Here is a 22,947-nt window from a genome sequence, read left to right on the forward strand (position 1 = left end):
CCCTATTCCAGTTACAGTTCTCACGTTCTAGATATTGTTAAAAATATAAGAAGAATTACATCCTAACAGTAAAATTCTTTCTATCATCTATTGCTCCTTCCTTTTCCAAATAAAAAATGTAAGCGCAAACATTTTTATTTAACTTAAGGCCCCTTCAGATGAACTCGATTGCAACGCATTGTTCACAAGTGAAAAAGTTTGTTGTTTTTTGTACGCATTATAAAACATTCCCATTTTACGCACCGGATCTCCAGAATAATAACGCTCATATTGTAATAACCGTTGTCCAAAAGCCTCACCACATAAGTCCCATGCTAATTTAAACAAACGAACCCGTTCCTCAGAGGATACTCCTTCACGCCCGATATAATACTTTTGCATATCATCATGAATCTCGGGGTTCATAAAATCAGCACCTGTCGGTGACATTAATAATCCACCCGCACCTATAGTTTGAATAATCTCAATAGCCCGCGGATACATCTTAGGTAATAAACTGCGTATCGTATCAAGTGGTAACCTCGCAGGAATAACTTCTCCATATGAATTCGTTTCATACTCATATTCAGCTACTTGCAGGAGAGCACGTATCGTTTCGACATCTTGCATAAGCTCTGCTAACTGGTTTTGTACATTTAAAAAACCATCTACTCCAATAGAATCTGCTAATTTCATAGCTACTTCAGCTGCAAAAGATAGTTTTACTAACCCTCTTACCCCAGATTGATGTGCTGGTTGATGACCAATTCCGGTTTTAGGATACAATTGATTCCCAGCTTCCACACTTTGATAAATAAATACTTTATCCCACGGGATAAACACATTATGAAATACTAGTAATGCATCCATTTCCTCAAACCTTGATGCGAGTGGATGATCAAATAAAGATCGTTTTCCATCTTGCATTGGCTCACGACATAGAATTCTTAGACCTGGTGCGTCAATTGGAACTGCAAAAGAAATTGCATGACGTTCATCACCTGGCTTAAAACTTGGATAAGAATATATTATTACCTCATCCGTAATCGGCGCCAGTGTCGCTAACATTTTAGCACCACTAACATACATTCCTTCCGCTGTTTCACTTACTACCCCTAAATGCATTGTTTCATCTTCTTGTTGATGAGAGGCCTTACTCCGATCATTTTGCGGATTAATAATTGCGTGTGTTAAAAACAAATCATTATCCCTTATATGTTTATAATAATTTTTTATATTCGCTCCCCATTCTGGATTAAACTTCTCAAAAAACCACGAATTACTTGCCATTGAAGTAACCGTTACATTTAAAAAATCAGGCGTTCTACCCATTAAACCATAAGTGGCTTTTGCCCACACTTCAAATAATTCGCGGCGTACTTTTAAATCCTCATAATTTCTCGGTACTAAAAATGCATTTGATACCCTTTCTCCTGTCTCTTCGCATATATGAGTAATCTTATCTTGATATTCTGAATTGTGCTGCATATCATATAAGTTCGCAATTTGTATAATTGGTTCACGAAAAACATCTTCATTTACTACATCCGTTACTTTTCTTCCTCCAATCCAAATTTCAGGATTTCTTTTTCGCAACCCTTCAATATACTGTTCCCCTGTTCTAATTGCCATTCTTTCCCCTCCAATTTCCAATAATAATATACTAAAAAGTTTAGAAACTTTACTAGATGACTGAATTTTCAATCATTATATCAATTCTATTTCTTACAGATTCTCCTTTATTTCATATTATGAAATCTTAAAAATTTTTTAGTGTAAATGAGTAAGGAACGGTCCCCCGTCCCTTACTCATTTAATTTATAAATTAAAAAATAAAAAGAGAAATGGCATCCCATTTCTCTTTTCACTCTTATTGTTCTTTTTCTGTATTATTTAAAGGTAGTTTCTTCGCTTGTTTTTCTTTAAAGATTTCTCCAATTGCCCCGAGAGTGCCGAGTGTTTCAATTGCATTAGATGGAATAAAGACTTTATTTGCTGGCCCTTTCGCAACTTCAGCTAATGATTCAAATGATTTGTAAGCAAGTATACGCTCATCTAAATTTGCTTCACGAAGTAATTCAATTCGATTTTGTTCTGCTTTCGCAATTTCCTCAATCGCTCTTGCTTCCCCTTGTGCTTCTAATTCTTTTGCTTCTTTAATACCTTCCGCTTCTCGAATACGTGCTTCTTTATCCCCTTCAGCCATTAAGATTTTACTTTGCTTTTCCCCTTCAGCACGAAGGACTTTATCTTGCTTTGCAGCTTCAGCTTCTAATATGATCGCACGTTTATTACGTTCTGCTTTCATTTGTTTTTCCATTGACGCTTGCACATCTTTTGGCGGGTTAATATCGACAACTTCAACACGTTCAATGCGAACGCCCCATTTTTCTGTTGCTTCATCAAGCGCTAAGCGAATTTCAGTTGAAATTTTTTCACGACCAGATAACGTTTCATCCAGTTCCATTTTACCAATGATTTGACGCATCGTTGCTGAAGTAATGTTACGAACACCATATTCATAGTTCGAAATACCATATGTCGCAAGTTCAGGCTCAACGACTTGATAGAAAATAATCGTATCAATTTCTACTTGTACATTATCTTTCGTAATTACTTTCTGCGGTGGTACATTCGTTTGCTGAATACGTAAGTCATGATATACACGAACGCGATCTACAATCGGGATTAATAAATTTAATCCTGGCTGCATCACACGCTGAAACTTACCAAACCTTTCAACGACTCCAACTTTTTGCTGTGGAATAATTTTGATTGTCAATGCGATAAATGTAACAACAATTAGTGCGAAAATAATCGTTAACGTTAATGCTACCATATTTATTCACTCTCCTTTTTCACTTGTAATATAGTACTATTTCTCTTTATAACAACAACTTTTTCTCCAGTATCAATTGGAGCATCTGCAACAGCTGTCCAAGTATCTCCATCCACCTTCACAATACCATTCGTTTCATTTGTAATCGCTTGCATAACAATCCCTTTTTTACCGACTAACATATCTACTGTATCAGTAAAACCTTTTGCTTCTCGAAAGTTTTTTGATATTCTTTTCGTAAAGAAAGTCAACGTTAAACTTACAATCGCACCAGCAACAACTTGTAATAGTAGTGCTTCAGGAACAAACAAAGCAATAAGACCTCCGACAACAGCTCCAATTCCAAGCCAAAGCATGTAAAATGTAATCGACAACATTTCTGCAATAAATAAAATACCAGCTATGATAAACCAAATTACCCATGCAGCCATATGCAACCCTCACTTTCTTTCTCGTTTTCTATATGTATATGAAGAAAAGAATGGTTTATCCGCCCTTTCTTATACGTGGGCGTTTACTATAAGCTATTGTACATATTCTCTGTTAAAACAAGTATTAATAAAATACTATATTAATATATTCTTCATTATACATGAAAATCCCTTTCAAAAAGTGACAAAAAATTAAATTCTTTCAAAAATTTAATTTCCAAATTATAATTATTCTAACTACTGAAATATTACTTTTTGGGAAGGTGGTGTGCTTATTGCAACAACGTTCATTAACTTACTATTTAGGATCGAAAATATGCATTACTCTCGCTGACATCGTATACATAATGATTATTACAACTCATATGTATATCACAACTAAATCCGCTACATTAACTGCTCTTTTTCCATTATTACAAGTCATAACTAACCTTATAGCAAATACATCTGCACCACTTATAATGAATCGCTTTTCATCTTATTCATTACTGTTTACACTACAATGGTCAAAAACTGCCCTACTAATTTTGTTAATGCTATTATTTCCGGTCCTTTCCACAAACATTGTAACACTATTCATTTTCATTTTTTTCATTTCATTATGTAGTGGCTGGAGCGCTCCATTACTATACGGTATTCTACCGCGCCTTACACCAAAAGAAAATTTAGTAAAAGTAAATAGTATTTTTTCCTTTTCCACACAAATTGCCCAAACCGTTGCTTATTCATTTACAAGTGTTATCGTTCTTCTTATCGGCGCTACTTCTACACTCGTGCTGAATAACATTTTGATGATTTTCGGATGTGTTGCACTACACTTTTCATTACGTTCCATACATAGTGAACGAGTAATAGAGCCTTCTTCTTCAAAAGCTGCTGCTTTATTGGAAGGTTGGAAACTCTTATTTCAAAATCCTGCTCTCCGTACCGTTACATGTATGGACTTAATTGAAACTTTCGCAGGGACGATATGGATTGGCGCTATTACGATGGCTTATGTAACAACCGTCCTTCATAAAGGAGAAGAATGGTGGGGATATATTAATACAAGTTATTACGTTGGCACGTTAATTGGCGGGCTATTAGCGTGGAAAATGAGTACATACATTCAAAACAATTTAATACGCTCTATGGCGATAGGCTCTCTTATGTTTAGTATTCTTACATTTTTATACGGTATGACAAGTAGCGGCTTTATTGCGCTATTCCTATGTGTTCTAATGGGGCCATGTTATCAAATTAGAGATATTTCTCAAACGACAGTGTTACAATCTAGTGTCGAGCCTACTCTATTATCCAAAATGTATACAGCTCATGGTGCACTCCTCTCGACGGCTTCTGGTATTTCTATGCTTAGTGTTGGCATTATTACTGATATGTTTGGTGTTCGTACAATTTATATCATTTCTGCTTTTCTTATTTTATGTTCTGCTTGTTTATCTTTTAGTCTATTAAAATATCATAAAACAAATCAAAAAAATATTTCAATGTAATCAATAAAGCAAAAAGGACAGGAATTCCTGTCCTTTTTGTATATTTTACTTATGACAATCCCGGGATTTTTCTATGGTTTGTCGCTTGTTCAAAAGCAAATGCTAGTTTAATTAATGTCCCTTCACTAAAAGCTGTACTTGCAAGAGTAATTCCAAAAGGTCTCCCGCTTTCCATATATCCCGCAGGTATTGCTATAGACGGATAACCTGCTTTTGCACATATAGTGGAGCCTATATAAGAAGGGAACAGAATCGCATCAAGATTATATTTTTCCAGTGCAAAATCAATGCCTTGTTCTTGAGAAAAATATATATCTTCTAATCTTGCGTTTATATATTCAGGATTTCTTAACGTATTAGGAACATCTTTTCTTCTCTCCAACTTAGTTTGTCCATATTTCAAAGCCCTTTCTGCTATATTTTCATTAAACTCCATTAACTCTGAAATAGAATGTACTGGAATAGTAGAAGGTAATTTCGAAAGATAGTTATCTAAACTATGCTTTAGTTCATAGAGCGATACTCCCCAGCTCCATTCTCTATGAAAAGATGGAATATGAATATCCTCTACGACTGTCGCACCCTTACTATGCAATACTTCAATCGTTTCCTTAAACAATTTTTCATCATACTCACCAGTTTCATAATATTCTTTTGGTGCGTTGTTATATACACCAATCTTTGTTCCATTTAACCCATTAACATCAAGGTATTTCGTATAATCAGGTTCTCCTATCCCTTCACTTTTATGAGTAGCTACATCTTTCTCATCTACCCCAGTTAAACTCCCTAGTAAGATTGCTGCATCTGTTACGGTTCTAGCAAATGGACCGGCTGTATCTTGCGAATATGTGAACGGAATAATACCTCTACGACTAATTAAACCAACAGTCGGTTTAATACCTACTACAGAGTTTTGAACAGCTGGACTCAATATAGAACCATCTGTTTCTGTTCCAACAGATACTACTGTAAAGTTAGCAGCAACCGCTATGGCAGACCCTGTACTTGAGCCTCCAACAAACATGTCATCCTCATCTGTACCGTAAGGATTGATTGTTTGCCCACCTCTTGCACTATATCCAGCCCACATGTCAAAAGACATTCCATTTGCTAATTCTGTCATATTTGCTTTTCCTATTATTACTGCCCCTGCTTCTCTCAGCTTCGTAACGAGAAATGCATCTTCACTACTTATATGTTGTTCTAGCGCAATCGTACCTGCGCTTGTATGCATAGAGTCGTTCGTTTCAATATTGTCTTTAAGTAAAACAGGTATACCATGTAATGGACCTCTTATACCTTTAATCTTTCTTTCATGATCTAACGCTTCTGCAATAAAAATAGCGTCCGGATTTATTTCTAAAATAGAATTAATTTTCGGTCCGTCTTGATCATACTTTGCAATTCTATGAAGATAATACATAACTAATTCTTTTGAAGTTAACTTTTCATCTTCCATCGCTGTTTGTATATCATGAATTGTTAATTCTTTTTGTAATAGTGTATTGAACTGCATCTCCATTTTCATTCTCCTTCTATAACCCTTTATTGATAGCATGTCTCTATTACTTTTTCATTTTCTCCGCTCCTCACATATACAACTACAATCCCTCTATAAGAATTCAACTTACCAATATAAAAACCTTTTATTTCCTGAAAAATAAAAAGAGTCTGAAACAGATGAACGTCCGCTTCAGACTCTTTTCTTACTTTACATATACTTCATCTAACAAATGTAAAAACTCACCTTGTTTCCCGGCTAATTCAGGGCATTTTGCAATATCAACCCAGTCGTAGCAAAATACTAATCCTTCATCTTCCTTACCAGCACTTACAATATGTTCCCAACTATCTTTTACATCTGTTAGTAATGTTACGTGGAAGAAATGGCGTTTTTGATATTCCTTTTTTTCTTTCACATGTATGATGTAATCAGCTAGGAATCGTTCTATGCATAAATGACGTAATCCAGTCTCTTCTTGTACTTCACGTAAAATCGCTGCTTCTAATGTTTCCCCTTCTTCCACTGTTCCTCCTGGTATTTGTATACCAGCTTCAGGTATATCACGATGTTTAAAAACAAGCAGTTGCATAACTCCTTCTTTTTCTCTTGTCACATATGCATGTACTTTTTTATTATATAACACCATCATAACCCTTCTCTCCCCTCAATTTTTCACTCTGCTACTTCTTCAAGCGTGAGTTGATTTTCATATAAATATGTAGCTTGTGGATTCCCCACATACCTCACATGCCATGGTTCATATCGATAACCAGTAAGCGACTCCTTCTCTTTCGTATATCGAATGACAAAACCAAATTTATGGGCATTTTCAGAAAGCCACTGCCCTTCTTTCGTTTCACCAAAAATTGTCTCTAACTGAAACTTAGCAGATTGCGATGTAATATCCATAGCAAGCCCCGTTTGATGTTCACTCGTTCCAGGAACTGCACTCGACATTGCTGTTTTTGCTTCTCCATCTTGTTTTTTATACATTGTATTTAACGCTTTTTGTCGATCAAAAGATCTAAATCCAGAAACTGCAAATAAGAAAACACGCTCCTTATCCGCTTGCTGAAACATTTCCTCAAGCGCACCGGCTGCCTCTTTCCTCATTTTTTTCTTTTCTTGATCACCTTCACTTGAGTAGCGCACTTTCGGAATAACTAAATCTGGCGGTTTATACCCATCTGGTAAACGCCTATTTTTATTCACAAGCACAAGCATCGAATTCGGATTACTAATTACCGCAATATCCCCATCCATATTCGCAATCGTTTCTTTCGCTTTCGGAAATATGTTATTTACATTTACCTCGCGCGCCTGCTTATCCTTATACATTTTATAATTGATTCCTGCTACTCCAACAATGAGTATCATCGCTACGATACCAAGTAGTATCCATCTTTTTTTCATATAACGACCTCTTATTTTAATAATTTGGCCATTTCATACTCATCAATGTTCTTTCCATCGATAATAAGAGAAGCTCTTTTGACACCTTCTTTCTCAAATCCAGCTTTTTTATATAGTGCCTGAGCTCTTGTATTGTGGGCCATTACCGTTAATTCTAAACGCCATACATCTTGTAATCTTGCCCACTTTTCGACCTCTTTAAACAATCTAGTCCCAATACCTCGCCCGCTATACTCTTGCAAAATACCAATTACAATACTTGCTACATGTCGCTTTCTTTGAATATTATTTCCATTCACTAAAATAAATCCTACTATTCTCTCTTCTTCAACTGCTACGAATATTGTTGTATATTTATTTTCTATAAAGCGATGAATCATTTGTTCTTGTTGCTCGGCTGTAAATTTTCTTTCTCCTGGTTCGTATAACATAAATTTCGTTTCTTCATCTAATTGCTTACTTAATTGCAAAAATGATGCTGCATCTTCTATTTGGATCTCTCTAATCACTTCAATCACCCTACCAGTTTCATAATAAAAAGCTTTCCTTGTAAAAAGATTTTCTCTACTTTCTCGAAAATCCCTTTGTAAATCTCCCAGTATAATTTGACAAATTTCGATATCACTATAACAACGGAAAATTATGTCTATTTTGTGACGTCTCATCATTACAAAGAAAAAACGTAAGTATTACACTTACGTTTTTCAGACTCCCACTAATTTATGTTTCACTTTATCCATTCACCTTTTCTGCCTGCCAGAAATATTCCCCAAACGCTTTAGCAAGTACATCAATCGATCGATTTAGTTCTTCCTCTGTATTATCTACGCCACCAACTTCAATTAATATTGCTTGCCCTGACAGATCTTGATTATAGACTCCATTGCCTGTTTGGAACCCTTTTTGAATGACACCGCGGCTAACTCCTGGATACTTCTTATTAATTGTCTCATGTAAAGCCGTTGCTAATTGTAAATTCTTTTCATAATTTTTATTACCTTTCCCTATTACGAAAGCAAGCTTTGCATATGATTTATCTCCAATTGATTTTGTCGTTACATTTTTCCGAGCACTATCACGATGTAAGTCAAAAAAGTACTGCAATTCCTTATTACCAGTCATTGCTTCTTGTACAATTTCCCGTGACATTTTATAAGAACTATTACTATTTAACCCTTTACTAATCAACTTTTGACCAACATCAGTCTTGTCGTTAGTTGCTCCGATCCCTTCATTTGCTAATTGTTCACGAAATCGGTCACCGACTATTGAAATATTCGTGACGGAACTTGTTGCTTTATTCGGATTTGGATCATTTGTTAAATTCAATAACGGCAAATAAGATTCCCAACTATGCGAATGATAAATAAATGCAACTTGTCGTTTTCCTGTCGTTTGAGCTGGTTGCTTTTTCTCTTTATTCGTATCCGGCTTTGGAGCCTGTCCACCTTCTCCAGTCCGTTCTTTTACTACTTCTTCAAGTGGAACGCTCGACTCTATAGGCAAGTTAGAATAATTTGTTCCTTCACCCGCAATAACAATTTCTGTATCGTACTTACCGAAACCAGGTAGCTCTTTGCCGACAAAACTGCGTACATCGTTAAAACGAATATTTGTAGCCATAGAAAAGAGAAACGAAGATATTGAAAAATCTTGATTTAAATTTCGATATTCCTGTGTAAAATAATGATTCTCTTTCCCAAGAACGTACATGTAACCATTCATCGATAACTCATTTAACCAATTATATAAATACGTTGACTTTGTCTCTTTCATAGAGGTTACCATCATACTAATAAGAAAAAAAGTCGCTAGTACTGTAGCAATAATAAATAATACTAACTTACGAACACTCGTGAACTTCACATAAAAAAAGCCTCGATTCATACTATCACCTCTCTATTTCAAGTTATGTACAAGCTCTAGAGAATAGACCGTCTAAATTCCGGCTATATTGTTAATGAGGTGAAATGAATTGAAGCTACTAATAGGAACATTACCCATTGTATTATCATTTATTTTTTATTGGCTCGCTAAGCATTCTACAGTCCGCGTTGTGTTACATATTTCAGCGTACTTCGCACTTTATGTACTCGGTACAATTATTTCTATTCATATATATGATGTTTTAATGCAAGATTTAGTTTTTATGACAAGCATTCATGGAATTTTACTAAATCCATTTTTTCTTATTTCAGGAGCATATATAGGGATATACACTTTATACTTACTTTTATCTTACACTATTACAAATATAAAAAATGGAGTGTAATGAAATGCGACCACCATTCATCTGTCATACCTGCAAAAAAAGAATTACGCGAAAGAAAGATCTTATTACTACCACATGGTACTTCCGCTTTTATGTATTTCATATTGATTGTTTTAAACGACAGCAAGTTTTCATCTCACGATTTATCCCTGTGAATACACTTATTAATTTCTTTCTTATTATATATGGGCTGATTGTTGGTAGCATTCTTATGACTGCAGAGCCATCTTTCATTTGGCTTATTTTCTTACTTCCCATTTTATATCGGTTTCTTTCATATTATTATGTTGAACGTTTTTTCTCTAAATGAAAGTTAGACTTTCCTCTAGGAATACTTAAACATTCCCACTCATTTTCTTTTAACATTTTACCGATGTAAATCATTTGTCCAATATGCAAAGCATAATGAGAAATTTGTCTTTCAATTGCTTGTATGACAGTATGTGCTTCACCGCGAATATATACCGTCTGTATTAAATGTTCCGGCGTTAACACATTCATCGTTTTAAAAACATATTCCCATCCTTCATTCCATGCTGCGAGTACCTCTTCCTTAGAAGAATAACCACCTTCAAATTCAGCATCTCGGTTACGATTTATTTTTTCACCGTCAGATGTTAGAAAATCCGTCCATCTAGAACGCATATTACCGTGTAGATGCTTAATTATGATTGCTATGCTATTTGTTTCTTCATGATTAGACCATTCGATTTGTTCATATGATAATTGAGAAAGCACCCTTTCTCCTTGCTTCTTTGTTGCTTTAAAATTTGAAATGGCACATTGTAAATATTCTTGTCCAATATCCATGTTCTCCCGCCTTTACACTAACTAATTTTTGTTCCATTTGGTAATTCCATATTAGGCTGCAGTAATACAACATCACCAGCTTCAGGTACTCCTCCTAAAACAAGCACTTCTGATTTAAATCCAGCTACACGTTTTGGCGGAAAATTTACAACAGCAACGATTTGCTGACCAATTAAATCTTCCGGATTATATCTCTTCGTAATTTGAGCACTTGACTGCTTTATCCCAAGTTCCCCAAAATCAATTTCTAGTTTAATCGCTGGAACTCTCGCTTCTTTAAATTCCTCTGCGTGTGTTACAGTTCCAATTCTTACATCCAAAGTTAAAAAATCTTCAAAATTAGCCATTTTATCATTCCTGGTTTGAAATTCTTATAAAAATCTATACATTGTTGGCGAACCAAGTCAAATGCCAACTACCGAAAAGGAATCTCACCTTTTTTCCTATCCGTAAGGGTTGTAACCTTTTCATCCACCTATTGTGAAAGAGTGACGGCAGGTTCCTGTTAGGATCGGTCTGTTTTTGCATACTACCATTCATCCAAGTCAGTAGTATGCAAGAGGTTATAAGAACGAAACCAGTCCCCCCCTTCTCATTTAAATTTTAAATACGAATTGTTGATTGCTCATATAAACAGTTTTGTGAAGAATGCTCCACAATTTCCAATTATGATGTTCTTTCCACGTTTGAATTGTTTGTAACCATTTTTTATATACTTTTTTCGTATTCGTATTCTTTTTACTTTCTTCCATAGAAGCAACAAGAATACCTTCTTTATCCCAATTCCGTAAAGTTTGTTGTGTTTTTCCTAATATGTTTGTAGCTTTCTCAATTGAAATATAATTTTTCATTTTCATCACCTAAAAATATTACGTGTTGAATTCCATAAAATAAACAACCTTAAATTATATTTTTTTATATTTATTTACAAATTTTTATTTACTCTTATTTCCTCCCAATTATTACTTAGACAAAATATAAAAATCCCCTTTAAAAAAAGAAAGGCGCCTAAGCACCTTTCTTTTGTAATTCACTTGATTCATTTGATTTATAGAAGAAGAAACCGAGAATGCCGCCGATACATGATGGGATTAACCATCCTATTCCTTCTTTATATAATGGTAACATTTGTAACACGTTAGAAATCGCGTCAATTTTAATGTTCGCACTTTCTAAACCGTTAAAGAAACTAATTAACAACGCACCTAAAATAGCTCCAATATAAATGGTATTACGCTTCCCAATCCATTTATGGAAGTAAGAAAGTATGATTAATACGATTGCAACTGGATAAATGATCATTAACACTGGTAAAGTAACTGCAATTAATTGTGTTAAACCTAAGTTAGATACAATTAAACTAAAAACACATACCATTGTTACAATCGTTTTATGCGAGAGTTTCGGGAATAAGTTTGTAAAGAATCCAGCACAAGCTGATGTTAATCCAACAGAAGTTGTTAAACAAGCAAGTATAATAACAAGCCCTAATAAAATTTTACCACCTGTTCCATATAACTCATTTACAACATTCGTTAAAATAAGTCCACCATTCTCTGATATCCCAAGTGATGTACTTGTTGAACCAAGATAAGCAAGTGATAAATAGATTAATGTTAAACCAAGGACAGCAATAATACCTGATATTACTGTTATTTTTGCAATTTGATTACTCTCTTTTATTCCTTTAGAGCGGATAACTTGTACAACGACAATTCCAAATACAAGCGCGCTAATTGCATCCATCGTTAAATATCCTTGAATAAACCCACCAAAGAAAGCATTTTCTTTGTATGCCGCTAGCGGCGCAGCTGGTTCTCCAATTGGATCAATAATTGCCTTTCCGACAATAACAGCAACAATCAATACTAATACTGGTGTAAGAAATTTCCCGAACCAATCCACTAATTTAGATGGATTTAAAGATAAATACCACGTTATTCCGAAGAAAATTATCGTAAAAAGAAATAGCATGTACCACTCTGAAACCAATGCCTCTGATAAAAATGGCTTCATACCCATTTCAAATGAAACGGCTCCAGTACGCGGAATCGCGAAAAATGGTCCAATCGCTAAATAACTAATTAACGGGAAAACAAATGCAAATATAGGGTGAACTCTAGAAGATAGCGCTTTCAAGTCCCCCTCTACAAACGCGACAGCTGTAACAGCTAATAGGGGTAATCCGACTCCCGTTACAAGGAATCCAATTGTAGCAACCCAAACATTCTCTCCAGCTTGTTGCCCTAAAACTGGTGGGAAAATTAAATTTCCTGCTCCTAAAAATAGTGCAAATAACATTAAACCAATTGCTACCGTATCACCTGGCCTTAAACGTCCCTTCATGCTTTTCATTTGCATAGCACTTTTTCATTGTTTATCTCTATTTTCACAATATGCTATGCATCCTCCTCTCTGCTCAAGATGATAAAATATGCCCCTTACAAAGCAGTGTCTTTCTCCATAATTTCTCCATTCCCCTTATTCTTACTCTAATTATTAATTTTTGATTTTTTTGAATATTTAACTCATTAGAGTGTTATTATGTGGAGTATAGTTGTCAGACCTCTTTGTTTTTATCACACATATAGTAACATATTTAGTTGAAAAATAAAAACATATTTTCAAATTGATTTTTTTGAAAATCAAAATTATCTACATTTTTCATTCTTTTGCACAAATATTGTTACAATCTCACCTATTACGCTATCATTATTTTCAAATAATTTTATACACGTAACATAACAAAATCCGTCTAACATAATTAGACGGATTTTGTTATGTTACTCTATCGTTTCAACTTCACGTGGATTTTTCATCTCTTCCACATACACAACTCTAAATCCGTGATCTTCTAAATCTTTCAATAACACCTCTAATTCACCATCGTTAAACTCTTCTCCTAATGTAAACATAATTCTACGAACTAATAAGGCATCATTATCAAAAGTCATTAAACTTTGGATACCTGTATATTTTTTTAATACTGTCGATAATTTTTGAATTGCGCCATTATAATCCTGTGTCCCAATCATGACAGAATATTTACTAGAATGAACGCCCCAAGCGTCTTCTAATAACTCAAAAACTTTTTTATGCGTTAAAATCCCAAGAAAGACTCCTTTTTCATCAACTACTGATAAATAAGGTAACTTTTTTATTGTAAAAAATACTTTAAAGAACGAAGAATCTTCTCTGACATATCCTTCTTTATCATTTAATAATTGTAATACACTTTCTTCCAGCGAACCTTTATATTCTAAAATATCTACTTTATATATATTCCCTAAATACTTCTCTTTTTTTTCATCTAAAACTGGTACACAACGATAGCCAGTTTTATTTAAATGCTCCAGTGCTTCCCCTATTGTAATTGAACTTGAACAAAATAAAACTTCTCTTTTCGGCACATAATTCCCTTTAATCCTCATAAACAGCCTCCTTATGTTAAAATACTTTCTGTGCCATAACTATATTATATTTTCAGAAAAAAATAAATAATTTATTTTACTTTTCTGAAAACTTTTCATTTTCTTGTCATAATTTATTCACGTTTCATTCACTGATATCTCCTACAATATGAAATATTCTCTCTAAACTTCTTTAAGAAAATATATTGTAACTTACAACGAAAAAAGCTAAAATAAGAATAAGAATTTTCTGAATATTCTAAGAGTAGGTGGTTACATGTCTTTATTGCGCTCACATATATGTAAATTTATCGTTGGTGTTCTCATTATATTTATCATTAGTCCTATTCCAGCTTTATTCATTACACATAAATACTCATACATAACCGGATTTATAAGCATTTTCCATAACTTCGCACAACTTTCTTCGATGACAATTCCAACGATTGATTGGATGCACGAATCTATCTTATTCTCAGCAAATGAGGTGGTTCACACTGCTAATCAATCAACACCGTTATTCCCTTACATATGGGAGATATATTTTTTATCGATTGTACGTTTTACCTTTACTCTTGCGATCGGATTCTTCATCAGCTTAGGAATCGGCCATTTATTTTTTAAAGCACCTCAATCGGTTAAAAAGTTCACTTCTTTATTAAGATGGATACCTTACTCTTTATGTACTGTATTATTACAATGCTCAGTCTTATTATTACTCCTATACATCACAAAATTTATGAAGCTTCCTTATTACTCATCTTTTATTATCGTTTGTAGTACTTCCATGATTATCGTTATGCAAGCAATAAAAAAATGGCTTCCTTTCTTAAGTAATACAAATGAATATGAAATAAAACAATCTTCTTTCCTTGTAGATACATTGTTTTTAGCACTTACTTCGAATCATAAATCTATTTTAGGTTCCATCATTCTCTCATTCGTTTTTATGGAATGCGTTTTTCACACAAGTGGACTATTGCAATTCATCGTTCAATTCGGCGGAAATGCCCCTATTATTGTTACAATTAGCTTATTGCTTTTATATATCCCGTATTGCATACTCTCATTCCTTCAAACACTATGGACGACAAACTACTTTAAACAACAATCATACACTTTAACGAGAAGTATTCCAAAACCTTAATTTGAAATAACCCTCTAGAATCTGAAAGTAGGGGGTTATTCCTTTTGTATAGCGGACAAAATAACAGCAAATTCAAAAACCATTGCAGAAACATACCAATATTTACCCTTTTTCTTTGACTATTCTTTTCATTTGGATTTATTATAAAAGTATAACATAATTGCAGGAGGTGACATCTTTATTCCAAACGACGGAATAGAGAATACACTTGGACATATTAAATATTTTTCTCATCTTTGTTCTTATCCTTATTTCCGGCTTTTTCGTTGCATCAGAATTTGCTGTTGTAAAAGTACGAAAAAGTCGAATTGACCAGCTTGCAAACGAAGGAAATAAACAAGCCTTAGCTGCAAGAAGTGTCATATCTAATTTAGATGTTTATTTATCAGCTTGTCAGCTCGGGATTACGATTACTTCTTTAGGGCTTGGTTGGCTTGGTGAACCGACTGTGGAACATTTACTACGACCGCTCTTTGAGAAGGTTAATATTACTGGAACAATGGCAAATACTTTATCCTTTATTATTGCTTTTAGTGTGATTACATTTTTCCATGTTGTATTAGGTGAATTAGTTCCAAAGTCATTCGCAATTCAAAAAGCAGAAGCGATTACACTTAAGTTTGCACGACCACTTATTTTATTTGATAAAATTATGTACCCATTCATTTGGTTACTTAATAGTACTGCTATCTTTTTCACAAAACTACTCGGTTTAGAACCTGCGAAAGAAAATGAACTTGCCCATTCTGAAGAAGAACTACGACTCATTTTAGGTGAAAGTTTCAAAAGCGGCGAAATCAATCAAACCGAATATAAATATGTAAATAATATTTTTGAATTTGACGACCGAGTTGCGAAAGAAATTATGGTTCCTCGTACAGAAATGATTTGCTTATCTACTGAAAATACGTTAGAAGAAAATATGGATATCGTCGCAACTGAAAAGTATACACGCTATCCTATCATCGAAAAAGATAAAGATGATATTATCGGTATGATCAATACGAAAGAAGTATTTCACGATCAAACGAAAGGCATTCATAAGCCACTTGAATCTTACATACATCCATTACTAACTGTATTTGAAACTGTTCCAATTCGTAAAACACTGGTACATCTACAAAAGAATCGCGTTCAGATGGCAATCGTTATGGATGAATATGGTGGTACTGCTGGACTTTTAACAATGGAAGATATTCTTGAAGAAATCATTGGAGAAATTCAAGATGAGTTTGATGCAGATGAATCACCTATGATTGAAAAACGTACGCCTAAACTTACTGTTCTAGATGGAAAAGTACTTATTTCTGAAGTAAATGATATGTTTGGCTTACATATTGATGAGAGCGACTTAGATACAATTGGAGGCTGGCTATTATCGCAAGCAGTTGACGTAAATATTGAAGCTGGCTACTCCATCGAATATGCCGGTTTTCAATTTAAGGCATTAGAACTTGATGGACATCAAGTGAAAAAAATTGCTGTACATAAATTAGATATAAAAAAGGAGTTATAAAGTGACTGTTTTCTTAACAATCTGTATCATTGCCTGTTTCATTATTTCATTTCTAGCTTTTATTTATCCTATTATCCCAGGCATCTTAGCTGTCTGGGCTGGATATTTCATTTACCATTTTGGTATAAATGGCGGAGAACTAACGATTTCTTTTTGGATTATTCAAGCTATTTTCACACTATTCATTTTCGTTGCTGATTTTATTGCAAATGGATATTTCTTAAAGAAATACGGGAGTTCTAAATGGGGCGAACGTGTCGGAATGATTTCGATCATTGCCGGATCTTTCTTCTTCCCACCATTCGGACTTATTATCATACCGTTTTTAGCGGTATTTATAACCGAATTAATGCATAAAAAAGCGCCAAAAGACGCTTTTCTAGTAGGAGTTGCTACTGTAGTTGGTTTTTTAAGCAGTACAGTAGCGAAAGCCATTCTCCAAATCATTATGATTATCATATTTGTTTGTTATATTATCTTTTAACCATCCCAATTGCGGGATGGTTTTTTAATATGAAATACCTACTCGACTATTCTCATATTTGTTTTCACTACACAGATTCCATGTAAATTGCGCTGTATCACCAACTGTTATTTTTGCTCCTCCTTCTGGTAATACATCTTTTTCAGTTCGATATACCCCTGTCACATCACCGTCAATTAAATGCGTCGGACAAACGACGGTCCAACATAGATTACTATTATTAAGTGCCTCGTATGCAGCTAAATGATCTTCTGCTGCTGTTGTTGACTTCCTTTTTGATTCCGTTGATTGGAAACGATATAAATTTAGATTTGTTCTTGCTTGTAAAATACCAGCTGTTCCTATTGTAATGATTTTATGAACGCCTTCTTCTTCCATTTTCTTTATAATTTGTGGCATACTCTTCGCTAACGTCCCATTTTGATCCGTTCCAAGTGCACTAATTACTATATCACTTCCTTCTATGGCTTTCTTTATATCATTTTCGTTCAATACATTCCCTTCTATAACTCGTAACCTTTCATGATGTATTTCTATTCTATTTAAATCACGCGCTAATGCAGTCACTTCAGCTGAATCCTTTAATGCTAATTTTATTATGTTTGAACCTACTCTCCCTGTTGCTCCCAATATACATACTTTCATTTGTTTTCCCCCTCTTTCATTCTTTCTCTATTTTTCAATAATCTCAATCAATTTACAACAAAAAAGCTTCCTCATATATAAGAGGAAGCTCTATTATTACATTATTTCTTTTCTTTAGAATCCGTAGACTTCTCAGTTCCACTTGTTTCTTTATCCTTTTTGTCCTCTTGTTGTGTTGTTGTATCCTCTTCTTTATTCTTATCCTCACCTTTACTACAACCTACCATTAATAAAGAACTTGCAAGTGCCATAGCAGTTAATGATTTAACCCATTTGTTCATTTGCGTTTCCTCCTTGTGATAGAATATGTACAACCTTATATTACTCTCTGTTTTTAAAGTAGAGATTGATAAATAGTAAATAAACAGTAAATCTTTGTAAATTTTCTGATAATAAATATATAGACTAAATCATTTTTCTCCACGAAAAATAAAAAACTAAGGCGCCTATCTTTCCGCCTTAGTTTCTTATGCAAATTTCTCATTTTCATATACATGTTTAATCTTATACTCTTTCTTGACGACATATTGCCATACACTATAGGCATATCGATTCATTTTCAGGAAACAGTTTTCTAAAAACGAGCGGAATTCTGGATTTGCAACTTCAACTGCCACTTGAGCAAACTTTAACGCTAACCGTTTTAAATGCGAAATATAACAAGTTGCAATATACATATCTCCTGTATATTTACTATCGGTTTCCTTCTCCATTTCATGAAAATGAAATGCGATCGGTTCACAAGTTATATGCTGTACATTCTCTCCTTCTTGAAAATTCACTTGTTCATTATATGCTTGTAACATATATGGTAAATGATGCTGTAATAGCTCCTTTAATTCTCCGTCTCTTACCTCTCCTGTATACTCCCCAACCTTATATATAAGCATATAACTATACCTCATTAATTCTTTCATACAATCCATGAAAGTGCCTCCCTTCTTTTTGTCTATATGCTATAAATATGATGCTATAACATTTGCTATTCTTGCTAAAAACCAATCCCATTTACTAATTTTCTCAAAATCTTCTTCCGAAAATCTTTTTGATTTATGAAAGTCTTCTTTTAATCGACTCCATACGTCCGCTGTTACTCCCTTATCATAGATAACACAATTGGATTCCATATTTAAATAAAAACTTCTATTATCAAAGTTTGCGGTACCAATATCAACAATTTCCCCATCAATGATTGTTACTTTCCCATGAAAAAAACCATTCTGATATTGATAAATCTCTGCTCCAGCATGTAACATGTCTTTCAAATACGGATAGGCAGCTTGTTTTAACAATACTGCATCACTTTTAAATGGTACGAGAATTTTCACATTGACACCGCGGTTTAATGTATCTTTTAACGCTTTTATCATTTCTTTACTTGGTACAAAATATGGTGTAGCAATAATTAAAGACGTTTTAGCCTGCTTTATAAGCGCTCCATATTTTTCCCATAAACCTTTTCCGTCTGAAAATAAATATTGATACTTTACATTCCCTATTGCAGGTAAACTTTCATGTACAGGCATTTTTTCTCCCGTATCTTCTTTCCAGTCAGCAGAGAATTTTCTTTCCATATCCGTGGCACCATTCCCCTTGACTCGTACATGATAATCACGCCACGGACCAAATTTCGGATTTTGTCCAAGGTATTCCTTTCCAATGTTAAAGCCGCCGACGTATGATACTTTTCCATCTATCGTAACAATGCGTCTATGGTTCCGTTGATGCAACGAGTAGAATATATGTTTCAGTTTAGGTTTTTTACTAAATGTAAACTGGACACCATTGCTTTTTAGTTGACGAATTATCTTTTTCTTCAGCTGATATCCACCTATTCGATCGACTGACAATTTCACTTCTACTCCAACCGATGCCTTTTTCTCGAGCAACTGCAAAAACTCTTTGCTTATTTCGTCTTTACCTACAATATAAAAATGGATATATATGTACTTTTCTGCATTGCGTATATCATCAAATAATTTCGTATATAATTCTTCACCGTTCGTATACAGTTGAAATTCACCCAATCTAACTTGTCCTAATTCATATTCACTAGCCATTTTTTTCCCCATTTCCACATCGATGTTCATCCAAATGAATACACCTATTAAACAAAGGATTACAACGAAAAAGTGTTTCATGGATATTTTCCTTTCTCCACTTACTGTTATTTCTATATCTTCCCTTTTTTAATACAATATCATTCAAGAAAATATGTCATTGCATGATATATGTCCATATCAAACGATAGCTCATTTGCATATTGTATGTTGTATCTTAAAATAAAAGGAGGAAATAACAATGGGCTTCGCACATGGTAATGGATTCGCGCTATTAGTCGTATTATTTATCCTCTTAATCATCGTCGGTGCTGCTTGCTTCTGCTAAGTAGTTACTGTCACATGATATGTGGATGAAAAAACTATAAAAGCGGACACCTACTTTTAGGTGTCCGCTTTTCATATGAAAAACATTTCGGTCTGTTATAATACCATTAACGACTAAATATTCAACTCAAAAAGTTAGTAATGTAGCTACTTTCTTACTCTCTGCCTTACGTATATGACGTTGTTCTGCACGCAACACTGCAATGCGATGTAATTCTTTCTCTTCTTCTGTTTCAGGGATTACTCGCGGCACAGGAACTGGATTATTTTCCTTACTCAGTGCAACAAAAGTAACAAAAGACGTTGCTGCGATACGCTTCTCACCTGAAATTAAATCTTCCGCTACTACCTTCACAAATACTTCCATAGAAGTTCTACCCGTCCAAATTACGAAGGATTCATAACTAACACAATCTGAAGAGCGAACTGGATGTAAGAAATCCACCCAATCCATAGAGGCTGTGACACATTCTTTTCTTGCATGCCTCGTTGCTGAAATAGAAGCAACCATATCCATCTCGGCTAATATCTTTCCACCAAATAGCGTATTGTGATCATTTAAATCTGTCGGAAATACTCGGCTCGTTTTAAACACTCTGGATTCATTTGCTGTTTTTCCCTTTACTTCAGTCATTGTTATCACCTCTTTGATTATTTAACCCGCTATTTGTAGACAATAAGAATCCCACCACAAAATTCGGCTAGAGCAAAGAAGTTTGGCAAGAGTTCCCTTCCCCATTCACACTTGAACAGTATGATCCTATTACAACTACTCATTTAATATTAACAACATTCAGAACCTTTAGTCCATAAAAAAGAACCGATGTTATCAATCGGCTCCTCTAAATACATATTGTTCTTTTGGTTGTTCAACTTTATTCCATTTCGTTACTTCTAAAACAGGGATATTCGCATGGAACGGCTGATAAAATTCAGTAGAAATTTCTCCCTCTATTTGAATCCAATCATCGTTTTTCCATTCTACACCTTCTGGCTTTTTCACTAACATACCATATACACCAGAATCCGCTACACAATGTATAATACCGAAACGGAATAAGAAGTATTGTTCTTTTTTAGAAGAATCATCTTTGAAAACAAAACCTTTAAATGATAATTTTTTCCCAGTAAACTCACCAGGGTAATTGTAAATCGTCTCCATTCCTTTTAGGAAGTTTTCATCATTTAAAGTAACACTATCCTTTGTTACAAACTCTTTCTTCCCTTTCTCCATTACACCACGGTATCCTTCTTTTCCGTAATATATACTCGTGTCAGGTCTTAAAAATTGCCTTCTCATAAATGGATCTGTACTTTCTGCTTGTGCAACAGGAAAATGAAACCCTTTTGCCTTAACTATATCTGAATCTAACGTTGCAATTGGGAAAAATAATCCCGAAACAATTGGAAAACAGAACAATGTGTACGAGAATGCTTTTTTCCACCATGTATTCTCATCTTTTGAATGGTCATGCCCGCAATGGCTATGATCACAACTACAATCCTGTTTTCCTTGTTCTTTCTCGTGTTCTTTTTGGAAAACGATAATAATTTGAACGATCGTTAAGAAACCTAAAATAATAGCTGCTGTTGTTGATAAATAGGCATACTTCATATTGATATACTTCGTAATATTACCTGAAATATGAAGCTGCGCGATTAAGATTGTAAAACCTAATAATATATATGCTCGAAACATAACCTACCACCCCATCGCATAAATGAGTAGTGAGCTTGCATAAACAACAAGTGTAACTGTAACTGTAACGACAATTACAAATTTTGTTTTAAATGTCGCAAGCATCATAAACATATTTTTAATATCCACCATCGGTCCATATACAAGGAACGCAACAAGTGACGCTGTTGAAAATGTACTTTGGAATGATGAAGCAATAAACGCATCCGCTTCTGAACAAAGTGATAAGATATATGCAAGTCCCATCATAACAGCTGGTGAAGAGAACGGCCCTTGTCCTATAGCAAGAAGTGTTGAAGTTTGTACGAATGTTTGAACTGCAGCTGCAATTAACGCTCCTAATACTAAATATTTTCCCATCGAGAAAAATTCCTCAACAGCATGCGTACATACATCCCACATTTTTTTACGTAACGGACGCTTATGATTCACTTCTGGGAAGTGATCATCTCGTAATTGATGTTCTTTAAACATAAATGATAAGATAATTCCAACGATGATTGCTACGATAATCGCTACAATAGAACGATACCATACCATGTGCATACTACTTCCAAAGGCAACGTATGTTGCAAATAATACGACCGGATTAATAATTGGACCAGTTAACATAAATGCAATCCCCGCATATGGCGGAACACCTTTTCCGATTAATCGTCTTACAATCGGAACGATTCCACATTCACATCCAGGAAACATCATACCTAAAAAAGTAGCCATTAAAACAGACAGAAAACGGTTTTTCGGCATCCATTTTGCTACCATATCTTCTGTCACAAACATTTGAATGAATCCTGAAATAAATACACCAATGAGCACGAAAGGAAGTGCTTCGATCAATATGGAGATAAAGATTGTATTCATTTGCAGGAATGCTTTCGGTAATTGAAACAATTCCATGATGTATTTCCTCCA

Annotated in this window: 26 protein-coding genes and 1 pseudogene; 7 read left to right on the forward strand and 20 right to left on the reverse strand. The window is 34.4% G+C overall.

The features are described from left to right. Positions 1 to 138: 138 nt before the first annotated feature. From ACVWY7_RS07390 to ACVWY7_RS07400, 3 genes are all read right to left on the reverse strand, one after another. Complete coding sequence (locus tag ACVWY7_RS07390) at positions 139 to 1,611, reverse strand: 4-hydroxyphenylacetate 3-hydroxylase family protein (RefSeq protein WP_001007862.1); 1,473 nt, start codon at positions 1,609 to 1,611, stop codon at positions 139 to 141. Between the two features lie 238 nt (positions 1,612 to 1,849). Continuing rightward, complete coding sequence (locus ACVWY7_RS07395) at positions 1,850 to 2,818, reverse strand: SPFH domain-containing protein (protein ID WP_000226261.1); 969 nt, start codon at positions 2,816 to 2,818, stop codon at positions 1,850 to 1,852. Positions 2,819 to 2,820: 2 nt separating this feature from the next. After that, positions 2,821 to 3,249 carry an NfeD family protein gene (locus ACVWY7_RS07400; RefSeq protein WP_000741993.1) on the reverse strand — a complete coding sequence of 143 codons (429 nt, stop codon included), beginning with the start codon at positions 3,247 to 3,249 and terminating at the stop codon, positions 2,821 to 2,823. 275 nt (positions 3,250 to 3,524) lie between these two features. Here ACVWY7_RS07400 and ACVWY7_RS07405 point away from each other — a divergent pair, with 275 nt between their 5' ends. Next, positions 3,525 to 4,742, forward strand: a complete 1,218-nt coding sequence (locus tag ACVWY7_RS07405; RefSeq protein WP_456523727.1) for an MFS transporter — start codon at positions 3,525 to 3,527, stop codon at positions 4,740 to 4,742. Positions 4,743 to 4,791: 49 nt separating this feature from the next. Here the strand turns inward: ACVWY7_RS07405 and ACVWY7_RS07410 are convergent, their stop codons facing one another. The 5 genes from ACVWY7_RS07410 to spoIIP form a co-directional block, all read right to left on the reverse strand. Next, positions 4,792 to 6,267: an amidase family protein gene (locus tag ACVWY7_RS07410; RefSeq protein WP_456523728.1), complete on the reverse strand. Its 1,476-nt coding sequence runs from the start codon at positions 6,265 to 6,267 to the stop codon at positions 4,792 to 4,794. 184 nt (positions 6,268 to 6,451) lie between these two features. Next, positions 6,452 to 6,898: an NUDIX hydrolase gene (locus ACVWY7_RS07415; RefSeq protein ID WP_000989575.1), complete on the reverse strand. Its 447-nt coding sequence runs from the start codon at positions 6,896 to 6,898 to the stop codon at positions 6,452 to 6,454. A 23-nt stretch (positions 6,899 to 6,921) separates the two neighbouring features. Further along, a complete protein-coding gene (locus ACVWY7_RS07420) occupies positions 6,922 to 7,662 on the reverse strand; it encodes a M15 family metallopeptidase (protein ID WP_072192268.1) in 741 nt (246 codons plus the stop codon). Between the two features lie 11 nt (positions 7,663 to 7,673). Beyond that, the gene (locus ACVWY7_RS07425) at positions 7,674 to 8,171 is read right to left on the reverse strand and encodes a GNAT family N-acetyltransferase (protein ID WP_000617599.1); all 498 of its coding nucleotides are present in this window, start codon (positions 8,169 to 8,171) and stop codon (positions 7,674 to 7,676) included. 223 nt (positions 8,172 to 8,394) lie between these two features. Further along, positions 8,395 to 9,549: a stage II sporulation protein SpoIIP gene (gene spoIIP / locus ACVWY7_RS07430; RefSeq protein WP_001079288.1), complete on the reverse strand. Its 1,155-nt coding sequence runs from the start codon at positions 9,547 to 9,549 to the stop codon at positions 8,395 to 8,397. Between the two features lie 88 nt (positions 9,550 to 9,637). Here spoIIP and ACVWY7_RS07435 point away from each other — a divergent pair, with 88 nt between their 5' ends. Together ACVWY7_RS07435 and ACVWY7_RS07440 are read left to right on the forward strand one after the other, a co-directional pair. Then, entirely contained in the window at positions 9,638 to 9,934 is a 297-nt protein-coding gene (locus ACVWY7_RS07435) for a hypothetical protein (RefSeq protein WP_000770748.1), read from the forward strand. Positions 9,935 to 9,938: 4 nt separating this feature from the next. Then, a complete protein-coding gene (locus tag ACVWY7_RS07440) occupies positions 9,939 to 10,244 on the forward strand; it encodes a hypothetical protein (RefSeq protein WP_033682220.1) in 306 nt (101 codons plus the stop codon). Here the strand turns inward: ACVWY7_RS07440 and ACVWY7_RS07445 are convergent. The 5 genes and pseudogenes from ACVWY7_RS07445 to cbpA all read right to left on the reverse strand — a co-directional run bounded on the left by ACVWY7_RS07445 (position 10,217) and on the right by cbpA (position 14,175). After that, on the reverse strand, positions 10,217 to 10,744 hold the full coding sequence (locus ACVWY7_RS07445; RefSeq protein WP_000351070.1) for a DUF1572 domain-containing protein: 528 nt from the start codon (positions 10,742 to 10,744) through the stop codon (positions 10,217 to 10,219). The genes ACVWY7_RS07440 and ACVWY7_RS07445 overlap by 28 nt on opposite strands. A 17-nt stretch (positions 10,745 to 10,761) precedes the next feature. Beyond that, entirely contained in the window at positions 10,762 to 11,091 is a 330-nt protein-coding gene (gene csaA, locus ACVWY7_RS07450; RefSeq protein ID WP_001263037.1) for a chaperone CsaA, read from the reverse strand. A 249-nt stretch (positions 11,092 to 11,340) separates the two neighbouring features. Then, a pseudogene (locus ACVWY7_RS07455) lies at positions 11,341 to 11,511 on the reverse strand (IS200/IS605 family accessory protein TnpB-related protein); the annotation flags it as partial. Between the two features lie 241 nt (positions 11,512 to 11,752). Continuing rightward, positions 11,753 to 13,090 (reverse strand): branched-chain amino acid transport system II carrier protein BrnQ4, encoded by a 1,338-nt coding sequence (brnQ4, locus tag ACVWY7_RS07460; protein ID WP_073523118.1) that lies wholly within the window; start codon positions 13,088 to 13,090, stop codon positions 11,753 to 11,755. Positions 13,091 to 13,527: 437 nt separating this feature from the next. Beyond that, a complete protein-coding gene (gene cbpA / locus ACVWY7_RS07465; protein WP_001220509.1) occupies positions 13,528 to 14,175 on the reverse strand; it encodes a cyclic di-AMP binding protein CbpA in 648 nt (215 codons plus the stop codon). Positions 14,176 to 14,431: 256 nt separating this feature from the next. On the opposite strand from cbpA, the gene ACVWY7_RS07470 reads away from it, so the two are divergent. The 3 genes from ACVWY7_RS07470 (at position 14,432) to ACVWY7_RS07480 (ending at position 17,301) form a co-directional block, all read left to right on the forward strand. Then, positions 14,432 to 15,301, forward strand: coding sequence for a hypothetical protein (locus tag ACVWY7_RS07470; RefSeq protein ID WP_000055291.1), 870 nt, complete (start codon positions 14,432 to 14,434; stop codon positions 15,299 to 15,301). 208 nt (positions 15,302 to 15,509) lie between these two features. Next, positions 15,510 to 16,817 (forward strand): hemolysin family protein, encoded by a 1,308-nt coding sequence (locus tag ACVWY7_RS07475; RefSeq protein WP_000353732.1) that lies wholly within the window; start codon positions 15,510 to 15,512, stop codon positions 16,815 to 16,817. 1 nt (position 16,818) lies between these two features. Beyond that, entirely contained in the window at positions 16,819 to 17,301 is a 483-nt protein-coding gene (locus ACVWY7_RS07480; protein WP_000215658.1) for a DUF456 domain-containing protein, read from the forward strand. Between the two features lie 24 nt (positions 17,302 to 17,325). On the opposite strand, the gene ACVWY7_RS07485 is transcribed toward ACVWY7_RS07480, so the two are convergent. The 4 genes from ACVWY7_RS07485 to cls form a co-directional block, all read right to left on the reverse strand. Next, complete coding sequence (locus tag ACVWY7_RS07485; RefSeq protein ID WP_000861621.1) at positions 17,326 to 17,946, reverse strand: NAD(P)-dependent oxidoreductase; 621 nt, start codon at positions 17,944 to 17,946, stop codon at positions 17,326 to 17,328. A gap of 101 nt (positions 17,947 to 18,047) precedes the next feature. Beyond that, positions 18,048 to 18,227, reverse strand: coding sequence for a hypothetical protein (locus ACVWY7_RS07490; protein ID WP_001045968.1), 180 nt, complete (start codon positions 18,225 to 18,227; stop codon positions 18,048 to 18,050). 186 nt (positions 18,228 to 18,413) lie between these two features. Further along, positions 18,414 to 18,872 carry a spore coat protein gene (locus ACVWY7_RS07495; protein WP_000340551.1) on the reverse strand — a complete coding sequence of 153 codons (459 nt, stop codon included), beginning with the start codon at positions 18,870 to 18,872 and terminating at the stop codon, positions 18,414 to 18,416. Positions 18,873 to 18,902: 30 nt separating this feature from the next. Beyond that, the gene (cls, locus tag ACVWY7_RS07500; RefSeq protein WP_456523729.1) at positions 18,903 to 20,087 is read right to left on the reverse strand and encodes a cardiolipin synthase; all 1,185 of its coding nucleotides are present in this window, start codon (positions 20,085 to 20,087) and stop codon (positions 18,903 to 18,905) included. Between the two features lie 160 nt (positions 20,088 to 20,247). Between cls and ACVWY7_RS07505 the strand changes: the two genes are divergently transcribed. Next, positions 20,248 to 20,334: a YjcZ family sporulation protein gene (locus ACVWY7_RS07505; RefSeq protein WP_000505094.1), complete on the forward strand. Its 87-nt coding sequence runs from the start codon at positions 20,248 to 20,250 to the stop codon at positions 20,332 to 20,334. Positions 20,335 to 20,460: 126 nt separating this feature from the next. Here the strand turns inward: ACVWY7_RS07505 and ACVWY7_RS07510 are convergent, their stop codons facing one another. From ACVWY7_RS07510 to ACVWY7_RS07520, 3 genes are all read right to left on the reverse strand, one after another. Continuing rightward, entirely contained in the window at positions 20,461 to 20,967 is a 507-nt protein-coding gene (locus tag ACVWY7_RS07510) for an acyl-CoA thioesterase (protein ID WP_000141167.1), read from the reverse strand. Positions 20,968 to 21,162: 195 nt separating this feature from the next. Then, entirely contained in the window at positions 21,163 to 22,032 is an 870-nt protein-coding gene (locus ACVWY7_RS07515) for a TIGR03943 family putative permease subunit (protein ID WP_000488047.1), read from the reverse strand. 3 nt (positions 22,033 to 22,035) lie between these two features. Next, positions 22,036 to 22,932, reverse strand: coding sequence for a permease (locus tag ACVWY7_RS07520; protein WP_000418724.1), 897 nt, complete (start codon positions 22,930 to 22,932; stop codon positions 22,036 to 22,038). Between the last annotated feature and the right edge of the window lie 15 nt (positions 22,933 to 22,947).

Source organism: Bacillus sp. TE9106W (assembly GCF_054062215.1).